Source organism: Solimonas sp. K1W22B-7 (assembly GCF_003428335.1).
GTDB lineage: Bacteria > Pseudomonadota > Gammaproteobacteria > Nevskiales > Nevskiaceae > Solimonas_A.
In genome coordinates this window covers 239,570-253,320 of sequence record NZ_CP031704.1, presented here as the reverse complement: position 1 = coordinate 253,320, position 13,751 = coordinate 239,570, and the positions used below count along the sequence as shown (strand labels likewise).

Below are 13,751 nucleotides of genomic sequence, written 5' to 3'. Positions count from 1 at the left end.
CCCATGAGCCACAGCGACGCTTCTTCCTTCCTCGTCATCGGCCACCGCGGCGCCCGCGGCCATGCACCGGAGAACACCCTGCTGGCGATCGACACCGGCATCAAGCTCGGCGCGCACTGGGTGGAGTTCGACGTGCAGCAGCTGGGCGACGAACTGCTGCTGATGCACGACTTGCGCCTGGACCGCACCACCAATGGCCGCGGCTGCCTGGCGGAACATACCTTCGAGGAACTGCGCTGCCTCGACGCCGGCCAGGGCCAGCAGATTCCGACGCTGCGCGAGGCCCTGGAGCTGGTGGACCAGCGAGTCGGCGTGAACATCGAGCTGAAGACCTGGGACGGCTGCGCCGCGGCGGTGGCGTCGGTGCTGCGGGAGTACCTCGCGGACGGCTGGCCGGCCGAGAAGCTGCTGGTGTCGTCCTTCCACCTGCCCGAACTCTGGGAGTTCCGCCAGCTGCTGCCGGAGGTGCCGGTGGGCGCCCTGGTCTGCGGCGTGCCGCTGGACTGGGCCGGCGCCGCCGCCGAACTCGGTGCCGCCAGCCTCAATGTCTCCGACGAGTTCGTCGACGACCGGCTGGTGACCGACGCGCATGGGCGGGGGCTGAAGATCTACGCCTATACGGTGAACCATCCGGAAGACATGCGCCGGTTGCGCGCGCAGGGCGTGGACGGGATTTTCACCGATTTTCCGGATCGGGCGCTGGGGTTGGGGTAAACGGCGATCTTCGTGGGAGCGGCCTTGGCCGCGATCTTTGGAGGTGAGCGAAAAGATCGCGGCCAAGGCCGCTCCCACATATGACGCAGAAAACAAAAGGCCGCCCGAGGGCGGCCTTCTCACATCCTTGAGACTCTTACTTGCCGTAGGCCTTGGCGAACTTGGCCTTGGTGTCGGCGTCGGCGCCCGACTTGCCGACCCAGACCACGGTCTCGCCCTTGGGGCCGGCACCGGACTGGTTCTGGCCATTGGCCGGGCCGCCCTTCTTGAAGGCTTCCAGCTCGGACCAGGTGTTGAAGACGTAGATCGTGCCGGCCTTGTGGACCTCGGCGTAGAAGCCCTTGTCCAGGCCCTTGGTCTCGCCGTAGTACATGCGCTCGGCGCCGCCCTTGAAGCCGACCTTGGTTTCCATGGCCTTGGCCTCGTCCTTGACCAGGGCGAGCTTCAGCGTCTCGCCGTTGGGGCCGACGCCGATCTTGGAGGACACCAGCGGAATCTCGCCGGTGGAGAGCCAGGTCTGGTAGCTCTTCAGGTCGGCGATGACGTAGATGCGGTTCTCTTCCGGACGCTGGATTTCCCAGTAGTCGTCGTTGTTGAGATCTTCGGCCAGGCGGATGGCGGCAAGCTCCTTGTCGTAGGCCGACTCGGAGGACACGCCCTTCCAGCTGTCTTTGACAGCACAACCGGCGAGGGCCACCATCGCAGCGGCGACGACGCCGATACGCAGCACGTTCAACATTGATTCTCTCCCAGGGAAAACTTGCGGATATTCGGTGATAAGCCGCCAAAGCATGCCGATCCCGCTTTGCAGTTCCGTGACAGTGCTTTGTGACAGGCCAGGATTTGTGACAAATGATTGACCTTTATACGGCTCCGACCCCGAACGGCCACAAGGCCTCGATCATGCTGGAGGAGCTGGGGGTGCCCTACCGGGTGGTCCCGGTGGATATCTCGCGCGGCGACCAGAAACGCCCCGAGTACGTGCTGCTCAATCCCAATGGCCGCATCCCGACGATCGTCGACCGCGAAGCCGGCGATTTCGCGGTGTTCGAGTCCGGTGCGATCCTGATCTACCTGGCCGAGAAGTACGGCCGCTTCCTGCCGGCCGACGTCCAGGGCCGCTCGCGCGCGATCCAGTGGCTGATGTTCCAGATGGGCGGCATCGGCCCCATGCAGGGCCAGGCCAACGTCTTCTTCCGTTATTTCCCCGAGAAGATCCAGCCGGCCATCGACCGCTACCAGAAGGAAACCCGGCGCCTGTACGAGGTGCTGGACACCCAGCTGGCCCAGGGCGAGTACCTGGCCGGCGACTACTCCATTGCCGACATCGCCACCTATCCCTGGGTCCGCATCCACGCCTGGGCGGGCGTGGAAACCCATGACCTGCCGCGGCTGCGCGGCTGGATGGACCGCATCGCCGCAAGGCCGGCGGTGCAGCGCGGGCTGGCGGTGCCCGGCAAGGTCTCGCCGGAGGAAATCGTCAAGAGCGCACAGAACATCGTCATCAAATAAGCGCCAGAATCAGCCATGTCACAGGAACGCAACATCGCAGCGCTAAACGTCCGGGTCCCGGCCGAACCTTCTGCGAACGATCCCATGAAGAACCCCCCGACGCTCGAGCTGAACCCCTCCGAGCTGTTCCTGAACCGCGAGCTGTCGCTGCTCGAATTCAACCGCCGGGTGCTGGCCCAGGCCCTGGACGAGACGGTGCCGCTGCTGGAACGCCTCAAGTTCCTGTGCATCTCCAGTTCCAACCTCGACGAGTTCTTCGAGATCCGCGTTGCCGGCCTGCAGCAGCTGGCCGAGATCAACCCCAACCAGCGCGGCGCCGACGGCCAGACCCCGGCGGAGAGCCTGGTGGCGATCGGCACCCGTGCCCACGCCCTGGTGCAGGAGCAGTACCGGGTGTTCAACGAGGTGCTGATCCCGGCGCTGGAGAAGGAGAAGATCCGCTTCGTGCGCCGCAGCGAGTGGACGCCCGAGCAGGACGCCTGGCTGCGCAACTACTTCCAGAATGAGCTGGCGCCGGTGCTCTCGCCGATCGGGCTGGACCCGGCGCACCCGTTCCCGCGCATCCTCAACAAGTCGCTGAACTTCATCGTGTCGCTGTCGGGCAAGGACGCTTTCGGCCGCAATACCGCCTATGCCATCGTGCAGGCGCCGCGCGCCCTGCCGCGCCTGATCCAGCTGCCCAAGGGCGTGGAGGGCAGCGGCCCGCATGACTTCGTGTTCCTGTCCTCGGTGATCCACGCCTACATCGACGAGCTGTTTCCGGGCATGGAGGCCAGCGGCTGCTTCCAGTTCCGCGTGACGCGCAACTCCGACCTGGCGCTGGACGAAGCCGAGGCCGAGGACCTGCTGGAGGAGCTGGAAGACATCCTGGCGCAGCGCCAGTGGGGCGACACGGTACGCCTGGAAGTGGCGCACAACTGCCCCGAGCGGATGATCAGCTACCTGGCCGAGGAAATGCAGCTGCAGCCGGTGGACATCTACTCCTGTCACGGCCCGGTCAACCTGATGCGCCTGATGCAGGTGCCGGACCTGGTCGATCGCCCGGAGCTGAAGTACCCGGCCTTCGTCGCGCGCACCCCGAAAGCCATCACCGGCGACCTGTTCGCCGCGATCCGCTCCAAGGACCAGCTGCTGCATCACCCCTACGAGTCCTTCACGCCGGTGGTGGAGTTCCTGCGCCAGGCGGCGCGCGACCCCAATGTGCTGGCGATCAAGCAGACCCTGTACCGCACCGGCCCCAAGTCGGCGATCGTGGAGGCCCTGATCGAGGCCGCCCGCAACGGCAAGGAAGTGACCGCCGTGGTGGAACTGCGCGCGCGCTTCGACGAGGAGGCCAACATCGACCTCGCCGAGCAGCTGCAGGACGTCGGCGCCCACGTGGTCTACGGCGTGGTGGGCTACAAGACGCACGCCAAGATGTGCCTGATCGTGCGCCGCGAAGAGGCGGGCCTCAAGCACTACGCGCACCTGGGCACCGGCAACTACCATCCGCGTACCGCGCGCATGTACACCGACTACGGCCTGTTCACCGCCGACAAGCAGATCTGCCAGGACGTGCACGCCGTGTTCCTGCAGCTGACCAGCCTGGGCAAGGTGACCAAGCTGCACAAGCTGCTGCAGTCGCCGTTCACGATGGCCAAGGGTTTCCACACCCGCATCGAGCGCGAGATCGACAATGCCGGGAAGGGCAAGCCGGCGCGCGTCATCCTCAAGATGAACTCGCTGGTGGAACCGGAGATCATCCAGGCCCTGTACCGCGCCTCGCAGGCCGGCGTGCAGATCGACTGCATCGTGCGCGGCATGTGCTCGCTGCGGCCCGGCGTGAAGGGCCTGTCGGACAACATCACGGTACGCTCGATCGTCGGCCGCTTCCTGGAACACCACCGCGTGTTCAGCTTCCTCAACGACGGCGCCGCCGAGGTCTGGCTGTCCAGCGCCGACTGGATGGAACGCAACCTGTTCCGCCGCGTGGAAGTGGCCTTCCCGGTGGAAGACAAGAAGATCCGCGCGCGCATCCTGGAAGAACTCAGCGGCTACCTCGCCGACACCGCGCAGTCCTGGATCCTGCAGCCGGACGGCAACTACGTGCGGCCGGAGAAGATCGAGGGCAAGGCGATCCAGCTGAAGATCCTTGAGGAAACGCCGTAGTTCGAGTCCCGGAGCACGCCATGTAGGAGGCAGCTTGCTGCCGACCTGTCGCAGCAGGTCGCGAGCAAGCTCGATCCTACATAGCCAGGATGCCCGGGGCACGCGATGCGCTTCTCACAGCCGAGCAGTCCGCAAATGAACGCGAATCAACGCAAATAGCGGGATTCGGTGTATTCGCGTTTATTTGCGTTCATTCGCGGACCGCTGCTTCTTACTGCAGCCGCAACCTGATCTGCAGCGTCGCCAGCGTCTCGATCTCCTGCTCCAGCTCCGCCTTGGTCAGCGGATGCTTCTCCAGCCAGCGCTTCTGGGTGAAGGCCAGGTCCACCGCGCGGCGTTGCGCGGTCACGCGGATCGGTGGCTTGAGCTTGGGGCCGCGGGAGCGGTGCAGGATGTAGGCCAGGCGCAGCACCACCGCCAGCTTGCGCACCGGCTCCGCCCAGGTCGTCGGCAGATCGTCCAGCGCGGTCAGCGCGAACTTGCCGCGGTGCAGGCGCACCAGGGCGGCCAGCAGTTTCTGGTCGGTCTGGGAGAAGCCCTGCAGGTCGCAGTTCCGCAGGATGTATTCGCCATGCTTGTGGTACGAGGCATGCGAGATTGCCAGGCCGATTTCGTGCAGGCGCGCGGCCCACCCCACCAGCATGGCGGAGAACTTCGGGTCCAGGCCCCAGGGCCTGGCGACCTGTTCCAGGACCCTCAGCGCGGTGCGCTCCACGCCCGCGGCATGCTCCTGGTCGCAGTCGTAGCGCTTGGCCAGGGCCATCACCGATTCGTCGCGCACGTCGTGGTCGGACAGGCGCCCGAGCAGGTCGTAGATCAGGCCCTCGCGCAAGGCGCGCTCCGAGGTCTCCATGCGCTCGACGCCCAGAGAGTCGAACACGCCGGCCAGCACGGCCAGGCCGCCCGGGAACACCGGCCGGCGGTCTTCGCGCAGCGCCGGGAAATCCAGGCGCTCGACATGCCCGCGCTCGATGACCAGGTCGATGACCTTCTCCAGGCCGGCCGCCGTCATCTCGTTCTCGCACCAGCCCTGCTCGCGCATCACGCGCCAGATGCCGCGCACGGTGCCGGAAGAGCCGATCGCCAGGTCCCAGCCGGCCTCGCGGTACTGGCGCTCGAGGAATTCCAGCTCGATGCGGGCGGCCAGGCGCGCCTTGCGGAAGCGCGCACGGCTGATTTCGCCGTCGTCGAAGAAGCGCTGCGTATGCACCACGCAGCCCAGGGACACCGACTCCATCAGCCTGGGCGCGGTCTGGCGGCCGATGATCAGCTCGGTGCTGCCGCCGCCGATGTCGACCACCAGGCGCCGCGGCGCGCCGCGGCCCATGCCGTGGGTGACGCCGCCATAGACCAGGCGCGCCTCTTCCAGGCCGGCAATGATTTCGATGCCATGGCCCAGGGCGACCTCGGCCGCGGCGTGGAAGTCGGTGCCGCGGCGCATGCGCCGCATGGTGTTGGTGCCCACCGCGCGCACCCGCTCGGCGGGGATGCCGCTCAGGCGCTGGCCGAAGCGCTGCAGGCATTCCAGTGCGCGCAGGGCCACGTCGGGGCGCATGCGCTTGTCGGCGTCCAGGCCGGACGCCAGGCGCACCGGCTCGCGCAGGCGGTCGACCACCTGGATGTCGCTGCCATTGGACCGCGCCACCATCATGTGGAAGCTGTTGGAGCCCAGATCCACGGCCGCGATCTCGAAGCCGCGGTCGTCCAGAAGCTTGTTGCCACGGCCGATGCTCATGGCAGCGGCAGTGCCGGCAGGCGGCGCGGGGCGCGGGGAGGCAGGATCATCGGGACGGCAGCACCATTGTGTGAATTTATATAAATAAGCACGTTGAAGCTTATGTTTTATTACAGCGCCCAGGGCTGCCGGAGCGCTGGCGCCACTATACGGAGGGCCGGTGCACGAGGCGAGCGGGCAGGCCAGACTGCAGCTTCGCATTGACCCAAAACGCTCAATGCCCGAACATATTGCATCTAGCTGTCCGCCAGATTCATTCCGGGAGTTCTCTCATGAAGTTAGCGCGTTGGGGCCTGTTGGCCCTCGTCGCGATGGCACTGCCTGCGTTCGCCGATGGCGACGTGGAAGCAGGCCGCATCAAGGCCAACACCTGCATGGGTTGCCACGGTATCCCCAATTACAACAACGTCTACCCGACCTACCGCGTCCCGCGGCTGGGCGGCCAGAACGTCAAGTACCTGGAAGCCGCCCTCAAGGGCTACAAGAACGGCGACCGTGCGCATATGACGATGCGCGCACAGGCCGCCAACCTGTCGGACCAGGACATCGCGGACATCGCGGCGTTCTTCGCCCACGCTCCGACCCACAAGTAAGGTAGACCATGAAGCGGATCCTCATCGTTTCCCTGCTGGCCCTGGCCGGCGCCGCCCAGGCCAAGGAAGAGCAGAAGGACCTGGCCGCCCTGGCCGCTCCCTGCGCCGCCTGCCACGGCGAGAACGGCGCCAAGCCGATCACCCCGGACTACCCGGTGATTGCCGGCCAGTACGCCAACTACCTCGAGCACTCGCTCAAGGAGTACAAGACCGGCAAGCGCAAGAACGCGGTCATGGCGGGCCAGGTCGCCGCGCTCAGCGACGCCGACATCCGCCTGCTGTCGCGCCACTTCGGCGCCCAGCAGAGCCACCTGCACACGCCGAGCGTGCACGGCAAGGCCGAGTAAGCCTGCTTTTGTTGCGGCTGCATGAAAAACGCGCGGGCTCTCCCGCGCGTTTTTCGTTGGTGTCGCCTGTTTGGGTGATTGCGTACTGTAATGGTGCGCTTGCTAAGATCGGCCCCGGAGAGGTCGTTTCTCCAACACCCCAAAACAAAGCACGGAGTCCCGAATGCACATGAAGAAGACGCTGCTCGCTGCGCTGCTGGTTGCTGCTCCTTTCTCCACCATGGCCGCCCCCGCGTCCAACGGCTGGCTCGATGTCTACTACAACGATTCCGATTTCGAAATCACCGTCCCCGGCCTCGGCTCGGGCGACGACAGCGGTGACGGCTTCGGCATCCGTGGCGGCGCCAAGTTCTCCGACGCTGCCTTCGTCTACGGCGAGTACCAGAAGAACGAGTACGACGCCGGCTTTGAAGTGCAGTTCCTGCGCGCCGGCCTGGGCTACATCTTCTCGAACTCCGACAACGTCGAGTTCTACGGCAAGGCCGAGATCGACAACGTCGATCTCGACGACGGCTCGGGCAGCTCCAGCGACGAAACCGGCTTCGGCATCCACGGCGGCCTGGCCTTCAAGCCGACGCCGGCGATCCGCCTGTTCGGCGAAATCGGCTACCTCGACATCGGCGACGCCGGCGACGGTCTCGAGTACACGATCGGTGCTGCGTTCTCCTTCACCGACAACCTCGGCCTGATCGCGGACTACCGCGTCAGCAACCTCGAGGATGACGACAGCGTCGAGGTGGAACTGAGCGACCTGCAGCTGGGCGTGCGCTTCACGTTCTGAGCGGCACCGCGATGCAATAAAAAACCCCGCCTCGGCGGGGTTTTTTATTGCCGGGTCGCCTACTGCACCAGCAGGTACACGCCGAAGCGCCAGGGGGTCAGCTCGACCTTGCTGCCGCCGTCCCCTTCCAGGTCGCTGTTGCGATACTCGGCGAACAGGCCGCCGTAGCGGTGCACCTGCAGCGCCGTGCCGGCCAGGTACTCGATGCCATCCAGCTCGTCCAGCCGCAGGTAGCCGACCTGACCGTAGAGGCTCCAGGCCTTGGTCGGATTGAACAGCGCACCGGCATGCGCACCGCCGCCGTCCTGCTTCTGCTCGGACCGGTTGGAGGTGGTGGCACCGGTGTCGGGATCGGTGGTGTCGAACGCGGTCTTCAGCTCGGTGTTGACGTACTCGACCACACCGTAGAGCGTCAGGGAACGGGCATGGTAGAACGGCACGCCGATGCCCAGCCGCCATTCCTTGTAGGACAGGTCGGCATTGCTGCCGCCGTCAATGCTCGCGCCGCTGTCCGGGTCGGTCAGGGTCAAGCCCAGCTGCTCCGCCTCGGCACGCTGGAATTCGCCGGCGAAGAAGAAGTCCTCGGCCACCGAGCCGCGGAACTTCACGCCGAAGCCGTCGAGGCCGTCCAGGTCGGCGTTGTAGTCGACCGGGCCGGCGTCCGAACTGGCGCGGCCCTTCACGTCGAGGTCGGCGCTGGTGTAGTACAGGTCGAGCGAATCGAAGGAGGCTGCGTAGGCGTTCGCGCTGAGAGCGAGCGCGGAGGCTGCGAGTAGCTGGGCTGGCCGCATGGTATCCCCGGCATTGGAAAGCAATGGGTGGTACATCCCTGGGCGGGATTTAAACACGCCCGCCCGCCGGCGTCATCGTGTCAGGTCCGCTTTGGTCGGCCGGGGCACGCCGCTACTCCGCACCACCCGTCATACCGGCGGAAGCCGGCAGGTGGATTCACATTTGAAATGCAACACTTTGGCGAAGACCTCGGCAGGGGTTTTGAAGCCGAGGCACTTGCGTGGCGTGTGATTGTAGATCTGAGCGATCTGCAAGAGTTGGTCTGGTGAGAGGTCTTCGACGTTGGTTCCCCGGGGTAGCCAGCGGCGCAAACGCCCGTTGGCATTCTCGACGCCACCCTTCTGCCAGGGGGAATGCGGATCGCAGAAATAGGTCTGCAAGCCCAGGGGCTGATGCAGGGTGTAGTGCAAGGCGAATTCGGTGCCGTTGTCGAAGGTGATGCTGCGGCGCAGGGCTGGGGGCAGTGGGGCCAGCAAGGCCTGGAGGGTTTGCGCCACCGGCGCAGCGGCCTTGCTGGGCTGGCGGACGATGGCGGTCAGCCGGGACGTTCGCTCATGCAGGGTCAGGATGGCTTGGCCATAGCGCGCAAAGAGCATCAGGTCGGCTTCCCAGTGTCCCGCCTGGCGCCGGTCAGCCGCAGCCTTGGGGCGCTTTTCGATCGAAACCCGCTGCTGGATGTGCTCTGCCGGGCTGCCGCCCTTGCGGCCACGGAAGCCGCGCTTGCTCTTGGCACGGGGCAGATAGAGACGCCAGGAAAAGTCGTTGGTCCGGGCGATCTGGGCGGCAATGAAGCGATAGATGCTCTCGTAGCTGATCTGCAGATCCTGCTGAGCCAGCCGCCGCGATACCTGCTCGGGAGACCAGCCTCGGCGCAATCCCTCCAGAACCCTGGCTTGCAGCTCGGCATCACGCAGAAGCCGGCTACCTTGCCAGCGGCGCGCCCGAGCTTGCTCGCCGGCATAGACGCTCTGGTAGCCCGTCGCGCCAGTGTTGCGCTTCAGTTCCCGAGAAATGCTCGATGGCGCGCGATCCAGAGCTGCCGCAATTTGCCGGATCGACTCCCCGGCTTGGCGCCGACGGGAAATCTCACACCGTTCCTCGATTCCAAACTGCTCAAAGCTCTTGCGTCCCATTGCAGCACCCTCGTAATAGGGTGTTGCATTTGGTTTGTGAACTCACGGCATCCAGTCCCGGACAGGAGTAGCCACCATACGACTGGATACCGGCTTTCGCCGGTATGACGAACCCTCCCCTTTCGGCGCACCAACGAAAAGGCCCCTTGCGGGGCCTTTTGTGAATCGCGACAGGGACTCAGGTCTCGTCGAGGAAACTACGCAGGTAATTCGCACGGCTCGGGTGGCGCAGCTTGCGCAGCGCCTTGGCCTCGATCTGGCGGATGCGCTCGCGGGTGACGTCGAACTGCTTGCCGACCTCTTCCAGCGTGTGGTCGGTGTTCATGTCGATGCCGAAGCGCATGCGCAGCACCTTGGCCTCGCGCGGCGTCAGGCTGGCCAGGATCTGGTGCGTGGCTTCCGCCAGCGAGGACGAGGTGGCCGATTCCAGCGGCGAGACCGCGGCGGTGTCCTCGATGAAGTCGCCGAGGTGCGAATCCTCGTCGTCGCCGATCGGCGTTTCCATCGAGATCGGCTCCTTGGCGATCTTCAGCACCTTGCGGATCTTGTCCTCGGGCATCTCCATCTTCTTGGCCAGCTCTTCCGGCGTGGGCTCGCGGCCCATCTCCTGCAGCATCTGGCGGCTGATGCGGTTGAGCTTGTTGATGGTCTCGATCATGTGCACCGGGATACGGATGGTGCGCGCCTGGTCGGCGATCGAGCGGGTGATGGCCTGGCGGATCCACCAGGTGGCGTAGGTCGAGAACTTGTAACCGCGGCGGTATTCGAACTTGTCCACGGCCTTCATCAGGCCGATGTTGCCTTCCTGGATCAGGTCGAGGAACTGCAAGCCGCGGTTGGTGTACTTCTTGGCGATGGAGATCACCAGGCGGAGGTTGGCCTCCACCATTTCCTTCTTGGCGCGGCGGGCCTTGGCCTCGCCGACGTTCATGCGGCGGTTGATGTCCTTGATCTCGTCCAGCGAGATCAGGTTGTCGCCTTCCATCTTGCGCAGCTTTTCCTGCAGCTCGAAGATCTCTTCCTTGCGGCCGTTGAGCTCGGCGGAGTACTTGCGCTTGGCGCGGATCGCCTTGTTGATCCAGTCCGGGTTGGTGGCGCCGTTGTCTTCCTTGAACATGCGCAGGAATTCTTCACGCGTCATGCCGCAGTCGGCCACGCAGATGCGCATGATGGTGCGCTCGGTCTCGCGCACCTGCTCGACCTTGCCACGCAGGTTCTGCGTGATCTCGTCGACGATCTTCGGCGAGAGCTTGAAGGTCATGATGTGCGTGGCCATCGCCTCGCGCTTTTCCTGCGTCTTGCGATCGGACGCGCCCTTCTTCAGCAGCGCTTCCCAGGCCTTGTCGTAGAAGGCCTGCAGGTCGGAGAACTTCTCGGCGGTGAGGACCGGATCCGGGCCGGTATCGACGGCCTCTTCCTCTTCCTCGGCACCCTCGGCCTTCTCCTCGACTTCTTCCTCTTCCTCGATCTCGGGCGGGATCTCGACCGGCGGCGGCAGCTCCTCGGGAGCGTTGGGGTCGAAGAAGCCGGTCACGATCTCGGCCAGGCGCTTCTTGCCGGCCTTGTAGTTCTCGAAGGACTCGAGCAGGATCGCCACGGTCTCCGGGTACTGCGCCATCGCGAACATGGCCTCGTTGAGGCCTTCCTCGATGCGCTTGGCGATGCGGATTTCGCCCTCGCGGTCGAGCAGCTCGACGCTGCCCATTTCGCGCATGTACATGCGCACCGGGTCGGTGGTGCGGCCGAACTGGTCGTCGCTGGCGGCGATCGCGGCGGCGGCTTCTTCCGCGGCCTCTTCTTCTTCCTCGGCGGTGGCGACCACCGCAGGCTCGGAGAACAGCTGCTGCTCTTCGTCCGGGGCGTCCTCATGAACCGGGATGCCCATCGCCTGGATCATGCTGATGATGTCTTCGATCTGCTCCGTATCGACGATCTCGGGCAGATGGTCCGCAACCTCGGCGTAAGTCAGGTAGGACTTTTCCTTGCCGAGCGCGATGAGGACCTTGATCTGGGATTGCTTCTGCGCAGCCTGCATTTCGGCGGACGGCTTGTCGGCTTTCTCAGTGTTATTGCTCATGCGGATTCACTCTGGTATTGAACGCCCGAACTGCGGACGCAAGGCGCGGAACCGCTGATTTTAACAAAGTTTTGTCAAGTCGGCGAACTTTTCGCCAACTTCTCAACGAGTCCAGGGAATCGCCCTTCTATTCTGTAAGGCATTGATTTCTCTTGATTCTGCATCCGTCAGAGGGCGCAGGCGACCTTCCGTCAGCAGATGCTGAATCCTGGCTCGAAACACCTTTTGCCCCATCATGGTTAGCGTGTCTTGAAACTCCCGTTCTAAGGTCCCCTCTCCTATGGGGTCCTCCGCCCCGCGCTGCAGCAGGCGCTCCACGCCCCGTCCTTTGGGCGTGTCTCGCCAGAATTCAAGCAAGTGGGCCGCAGTAGCTTCGGGGTGTGCGTGGAAGAAATCGATAGCTTCCAGAAGCACTTCAATCCCCGGCACGTCTGCTTGGGCTAACAATTCCAAGTGACTTACGCGATCGGCCATGCGCGGGTCCTCCAGCAGCAGCTGCATCGCGCGGCGCACCGGGCGGTTGGCGCCGCCGGAGGGCCGGTGGCGCGTCGACAGGGCTTCGCCGCCGTCCTGCGCGCCCTCGTCGGGGGCGGCTACCGGCTTCAGCATCGACTCCAGGTCGGCGCGCGCAACCCGGGTCAGCCGCGCCAGTTCGTCCAGCATCAGGGAGCGCAGCGGGCCGTCGCGCAGCTTTTCCAGGTGCGGGCGCGCCAGCGCGGCCAGCTTGGCGCGGCCGTCCATGCTGGCCAGGCTGACCTGCCGGGCCAGTTCGCCGAACAGGAATTGCGACAGGGTCTGGGCCTCGCCGACCAGGCGACGGAACGCCTCGGCGCCGATCTGCTGCACCAGGGTGTCCGGATCGTGCCCATCGGGCAGGAACATGAAGACGCACTCGCGGGTGCCGTCGATTTCCGGCAGGGCCTGCTCCAGCGCGCGCCAGGCGGCGGCGCGGCCGGCGCGGTCGCCGTCGAAGCAGAACACGACCTTGCTGGTGGCCTTGAACAGCAGGCCCAGGTGCTCGCGCGTGGTGGCGGTGCCGAGCGTGGCCACGGCCTCGGGGATGCCGTGCTGCGCCAGCATCACCACGTCCATGTAGCCCTCCACCACCAGCAGGTAGGGCAGGTTGGACTTGGCCGACTGGCGCGCCTCGTAGAGGCCGTAGAGGTTGCGGCCCTTGTGGAACAGCGGCGTCTCGGGCGAGTTGAGGTACTTGGCCGGGTCGTTGGCCAGGGTGCGGCCGCCGAAGCCGATGACGCGACCGCGGCTGTCGCGGATCGGGAACATGACGCGGTTGCGGAAGCGGTCGTAGACCCCGCCGCTTTCCCTCTGGATCAGCAGCCCCGCTTCGAGCGCATGCTTCGGCTCCTTCAGGAAGCTGGTCAGCGCATCCCAGGACTCGGGCGCAAAGCCGATGCCGAAGGTCTTGGCGATCTCGCCGTTGACGCCGCGCTTCTTGAGGTAGTCGATGGCGCCCTGGGCGCTGCGCAGCTGGTCGCGGAAGAAGCGCTGCGCCGCCGCCAGCGCGTCCAGCGGGCCGTCCATCACCACGCGGTCGTGGCCCCCGCCTTCGCGCGGCACTTCCACGCCGGCGCGCTGCGCCAGCTCCTCCACCGCCTCGACGAAGCTGAGGCGGTCGTACTCCATCAGGAAGCTGATCGCGGTGCCGTTCTTGCCGGAGCTGAAACAGAAGAACATCTGCTTCTGCGGCGAAACGAAGAAGGACGGCGATTTTTCGTTGGTGAACGGCGAGCGCGCCTTGTATTCCTTTCCGGCGCGCTTGAGATCCAGCCGCGCCCCGATGATCTCGACGATATCGGTGCGGGCCAGCAGGTCATGGATGAAAGCTTCGGGGATGCGGCCACTCACCCGCGCATTCTAATGGACCTGCCCTGGCGAACTGCAGGCAAAAAAAGGCCGGC

At 65.3% G+C, this 13,751-nt stretch carries 12 protein-coding genes; 6 read left to right on the top strand and 6 right to left on the bottom strand.

Features of this window, described 5'->3' with window-relative positions; genetic code table 11:
- Window positions 1-3 precede the first annotated feature (3 nt).
- Window positions 4-714, top strand: a complete 711-nt coding sequence (locus tag D0B54_RS01235; protein ID WP_117288430.1) for a glycerophosphodiester phosphodiesterase — start codon at window positions 4-6, stop codon at window positions 712-714.
- Window positions 715-850: 136 nt separating this feature from the next.
- On the opposite strand, the gene D0B54_RS01230 is transcribed toward D0B54_RS01235, so the two are convergent.
- Entirely contained in the window at window positions 851-1,453 is a 603-nt protein-coding gene (locus D0B54_RS01230) for a hypothetical protein (RefSeq protein WP_117288428.1), read from the bottom strand.
- 113 nt (window positions 1,454-1,566) lie between these two features.
- On the opposite strand from D0B54_RS01230, the gene D0B54_RS01225 reads away from it, so the two are divergent.
- Window positions 1,567-2,226: a glutathione S-transferase family protein gene (locus tag D0B54_RS01225; protein WP_117288426.1), complete on the top strand. Its 660-nt coding sequence runs from the start codon at window positions 1,567-1,569 to the stop codon at window positions 2,224-2,226.
- 84 nt (window positions 2,227-2,310) lie between these two features.
- Window positions 2,311-4,374, top strand: coding sequence for a polyphosphate kinase 1 (gene ppk1, locus D0B54_RS01220; protein ID WP_117288424.1), 2,064 nt, complete (start codon window positions 2,311-2,313; stop codon window positions 4,372-4,374).
- Between the two features lie 211 nt (window positions 4,375-4,585).
- On the opposite strand, the gene D0B54_RS01215 is transcribed toward ppk1, so the two are convergent.
- Window positions 4,586-6,109 (bottom strand): Ppx/GppA phosphatase family protein, encoded by a 1,524-nt coding sequence (locus tag D0B54_RS01215; protein WP_117288422.1) that lies wholly within the window; start codon window positions 6,107-6,109, stop codon window positions 4,586-4,588.
- 272 nt (window positions 6,110-6,381) lie between these two features.
- Here D0B54_RS01215 and D0B54_RS01210 point away from each other — a divergent pair, with 272 nt between their 5' ends.
- The 3 genes from D0B54_RS01210 to D0B54_RS01200 all read left to right on the top strand — a co-directional run bounded on the left by D0B54_RS01210 (window position 6,382) and on the right by D0B54_RS01200 (window position 7,830).
- On the top strand, window positions 6,382-6,702 hold the full coding sequence (locus D0B54_RS01210; protein ID WP_117288420.1) for a c-type cytochrome: 321 nt from the start codon (window positions 6,382-6,384) through the stop codon (window positions 6,700-6,702).
- An 8-nt stretch (window positions 6,703-6,710) separates the two neighbouring features.
- Complete coding sequence (locus D0B54_RS01205) at window positions 6,711-7,049, top strand: c-type cytochrome (RefSeq protein ID WP_117288418.1); 339 nt, start codon at window positions 6,711-6,713, stop codon at window positions 7,047-7,049.
- A gap of 163 nt (window positions 7,050-7,212) precedes the next feature.
- Complete coding sequence (locus D0B54_RS01200) at window positions 7,213-7,830, top strand: outer membrane beta-barrel protein (protein WP_117288416.1); 618 nt, start codon at window positions 7,213-7,215, stop codon at window positions 7,828-7,830.
- 59 nt (window positions 7,831-7,889) lie between these two features.
- Here D0B54_RS01200 and D0B54_RS01195 read toward each other — a convergent pair whose 3' ends face one another.
- From D0B54_RS01195 to dnaG, 4 genes are all read right to left on the bottom strand, one after another.
- Window positions 7,890-8,621: a hypothetical protein gene (locus D0B54_RS01195; RefSeq protein ID WP_117288414.1), complete on the bottom strand. Its 732-nt coding sequence runs from the start codon at window positions 8,619-8,621 to the stop codon at window positions 7,890-7,892.
- Between the two features lie 129 nt (window positions 8,622-8,750).
- Window positions 8,751-9,755 (bottom strand): IS30 family transposase, encoded by a 1,005-nt coding sequence (locus D0B54_RS01190; protein ID WP_117288412.1) that lies wholly within the window; start codon window positions 9,753-9,755, stop codon window positions 8,751-8,753.
- A 178-nt stretch (window positions 9,756-9,933) separates the two neighbouring features.
- The gene (gene rpoD / locus D0B54_RS01185) at window positions 9,934-11,832 is read right to left on the bottom strand and encodes an RNA polymerase sigma factor RpoD (RefSeq protein WP_117288410.1); all 1,899 of its coding nucleotides are present in this window, start codon (window positions 11,830-11,832) and stop codon (window positions 9,934-9,936) included.
- Between the two features lie 102 nt (window positions 11,833-11,934).
- The gene (gene dnaG, locus D0B54_RS01180) at window positions 11,935-13,698 is read right to left on the bottom strand and encodes a DNA primase (protein WP_117288408.1); all 1,764 of its coding nucleotides are present in this window, start codon (window positions 13,696-13,698) and stop codon (window positions 11,935-11,937) included.
- Window positions 13,699-13,751 lie beyond the last annotated feature (53 nt).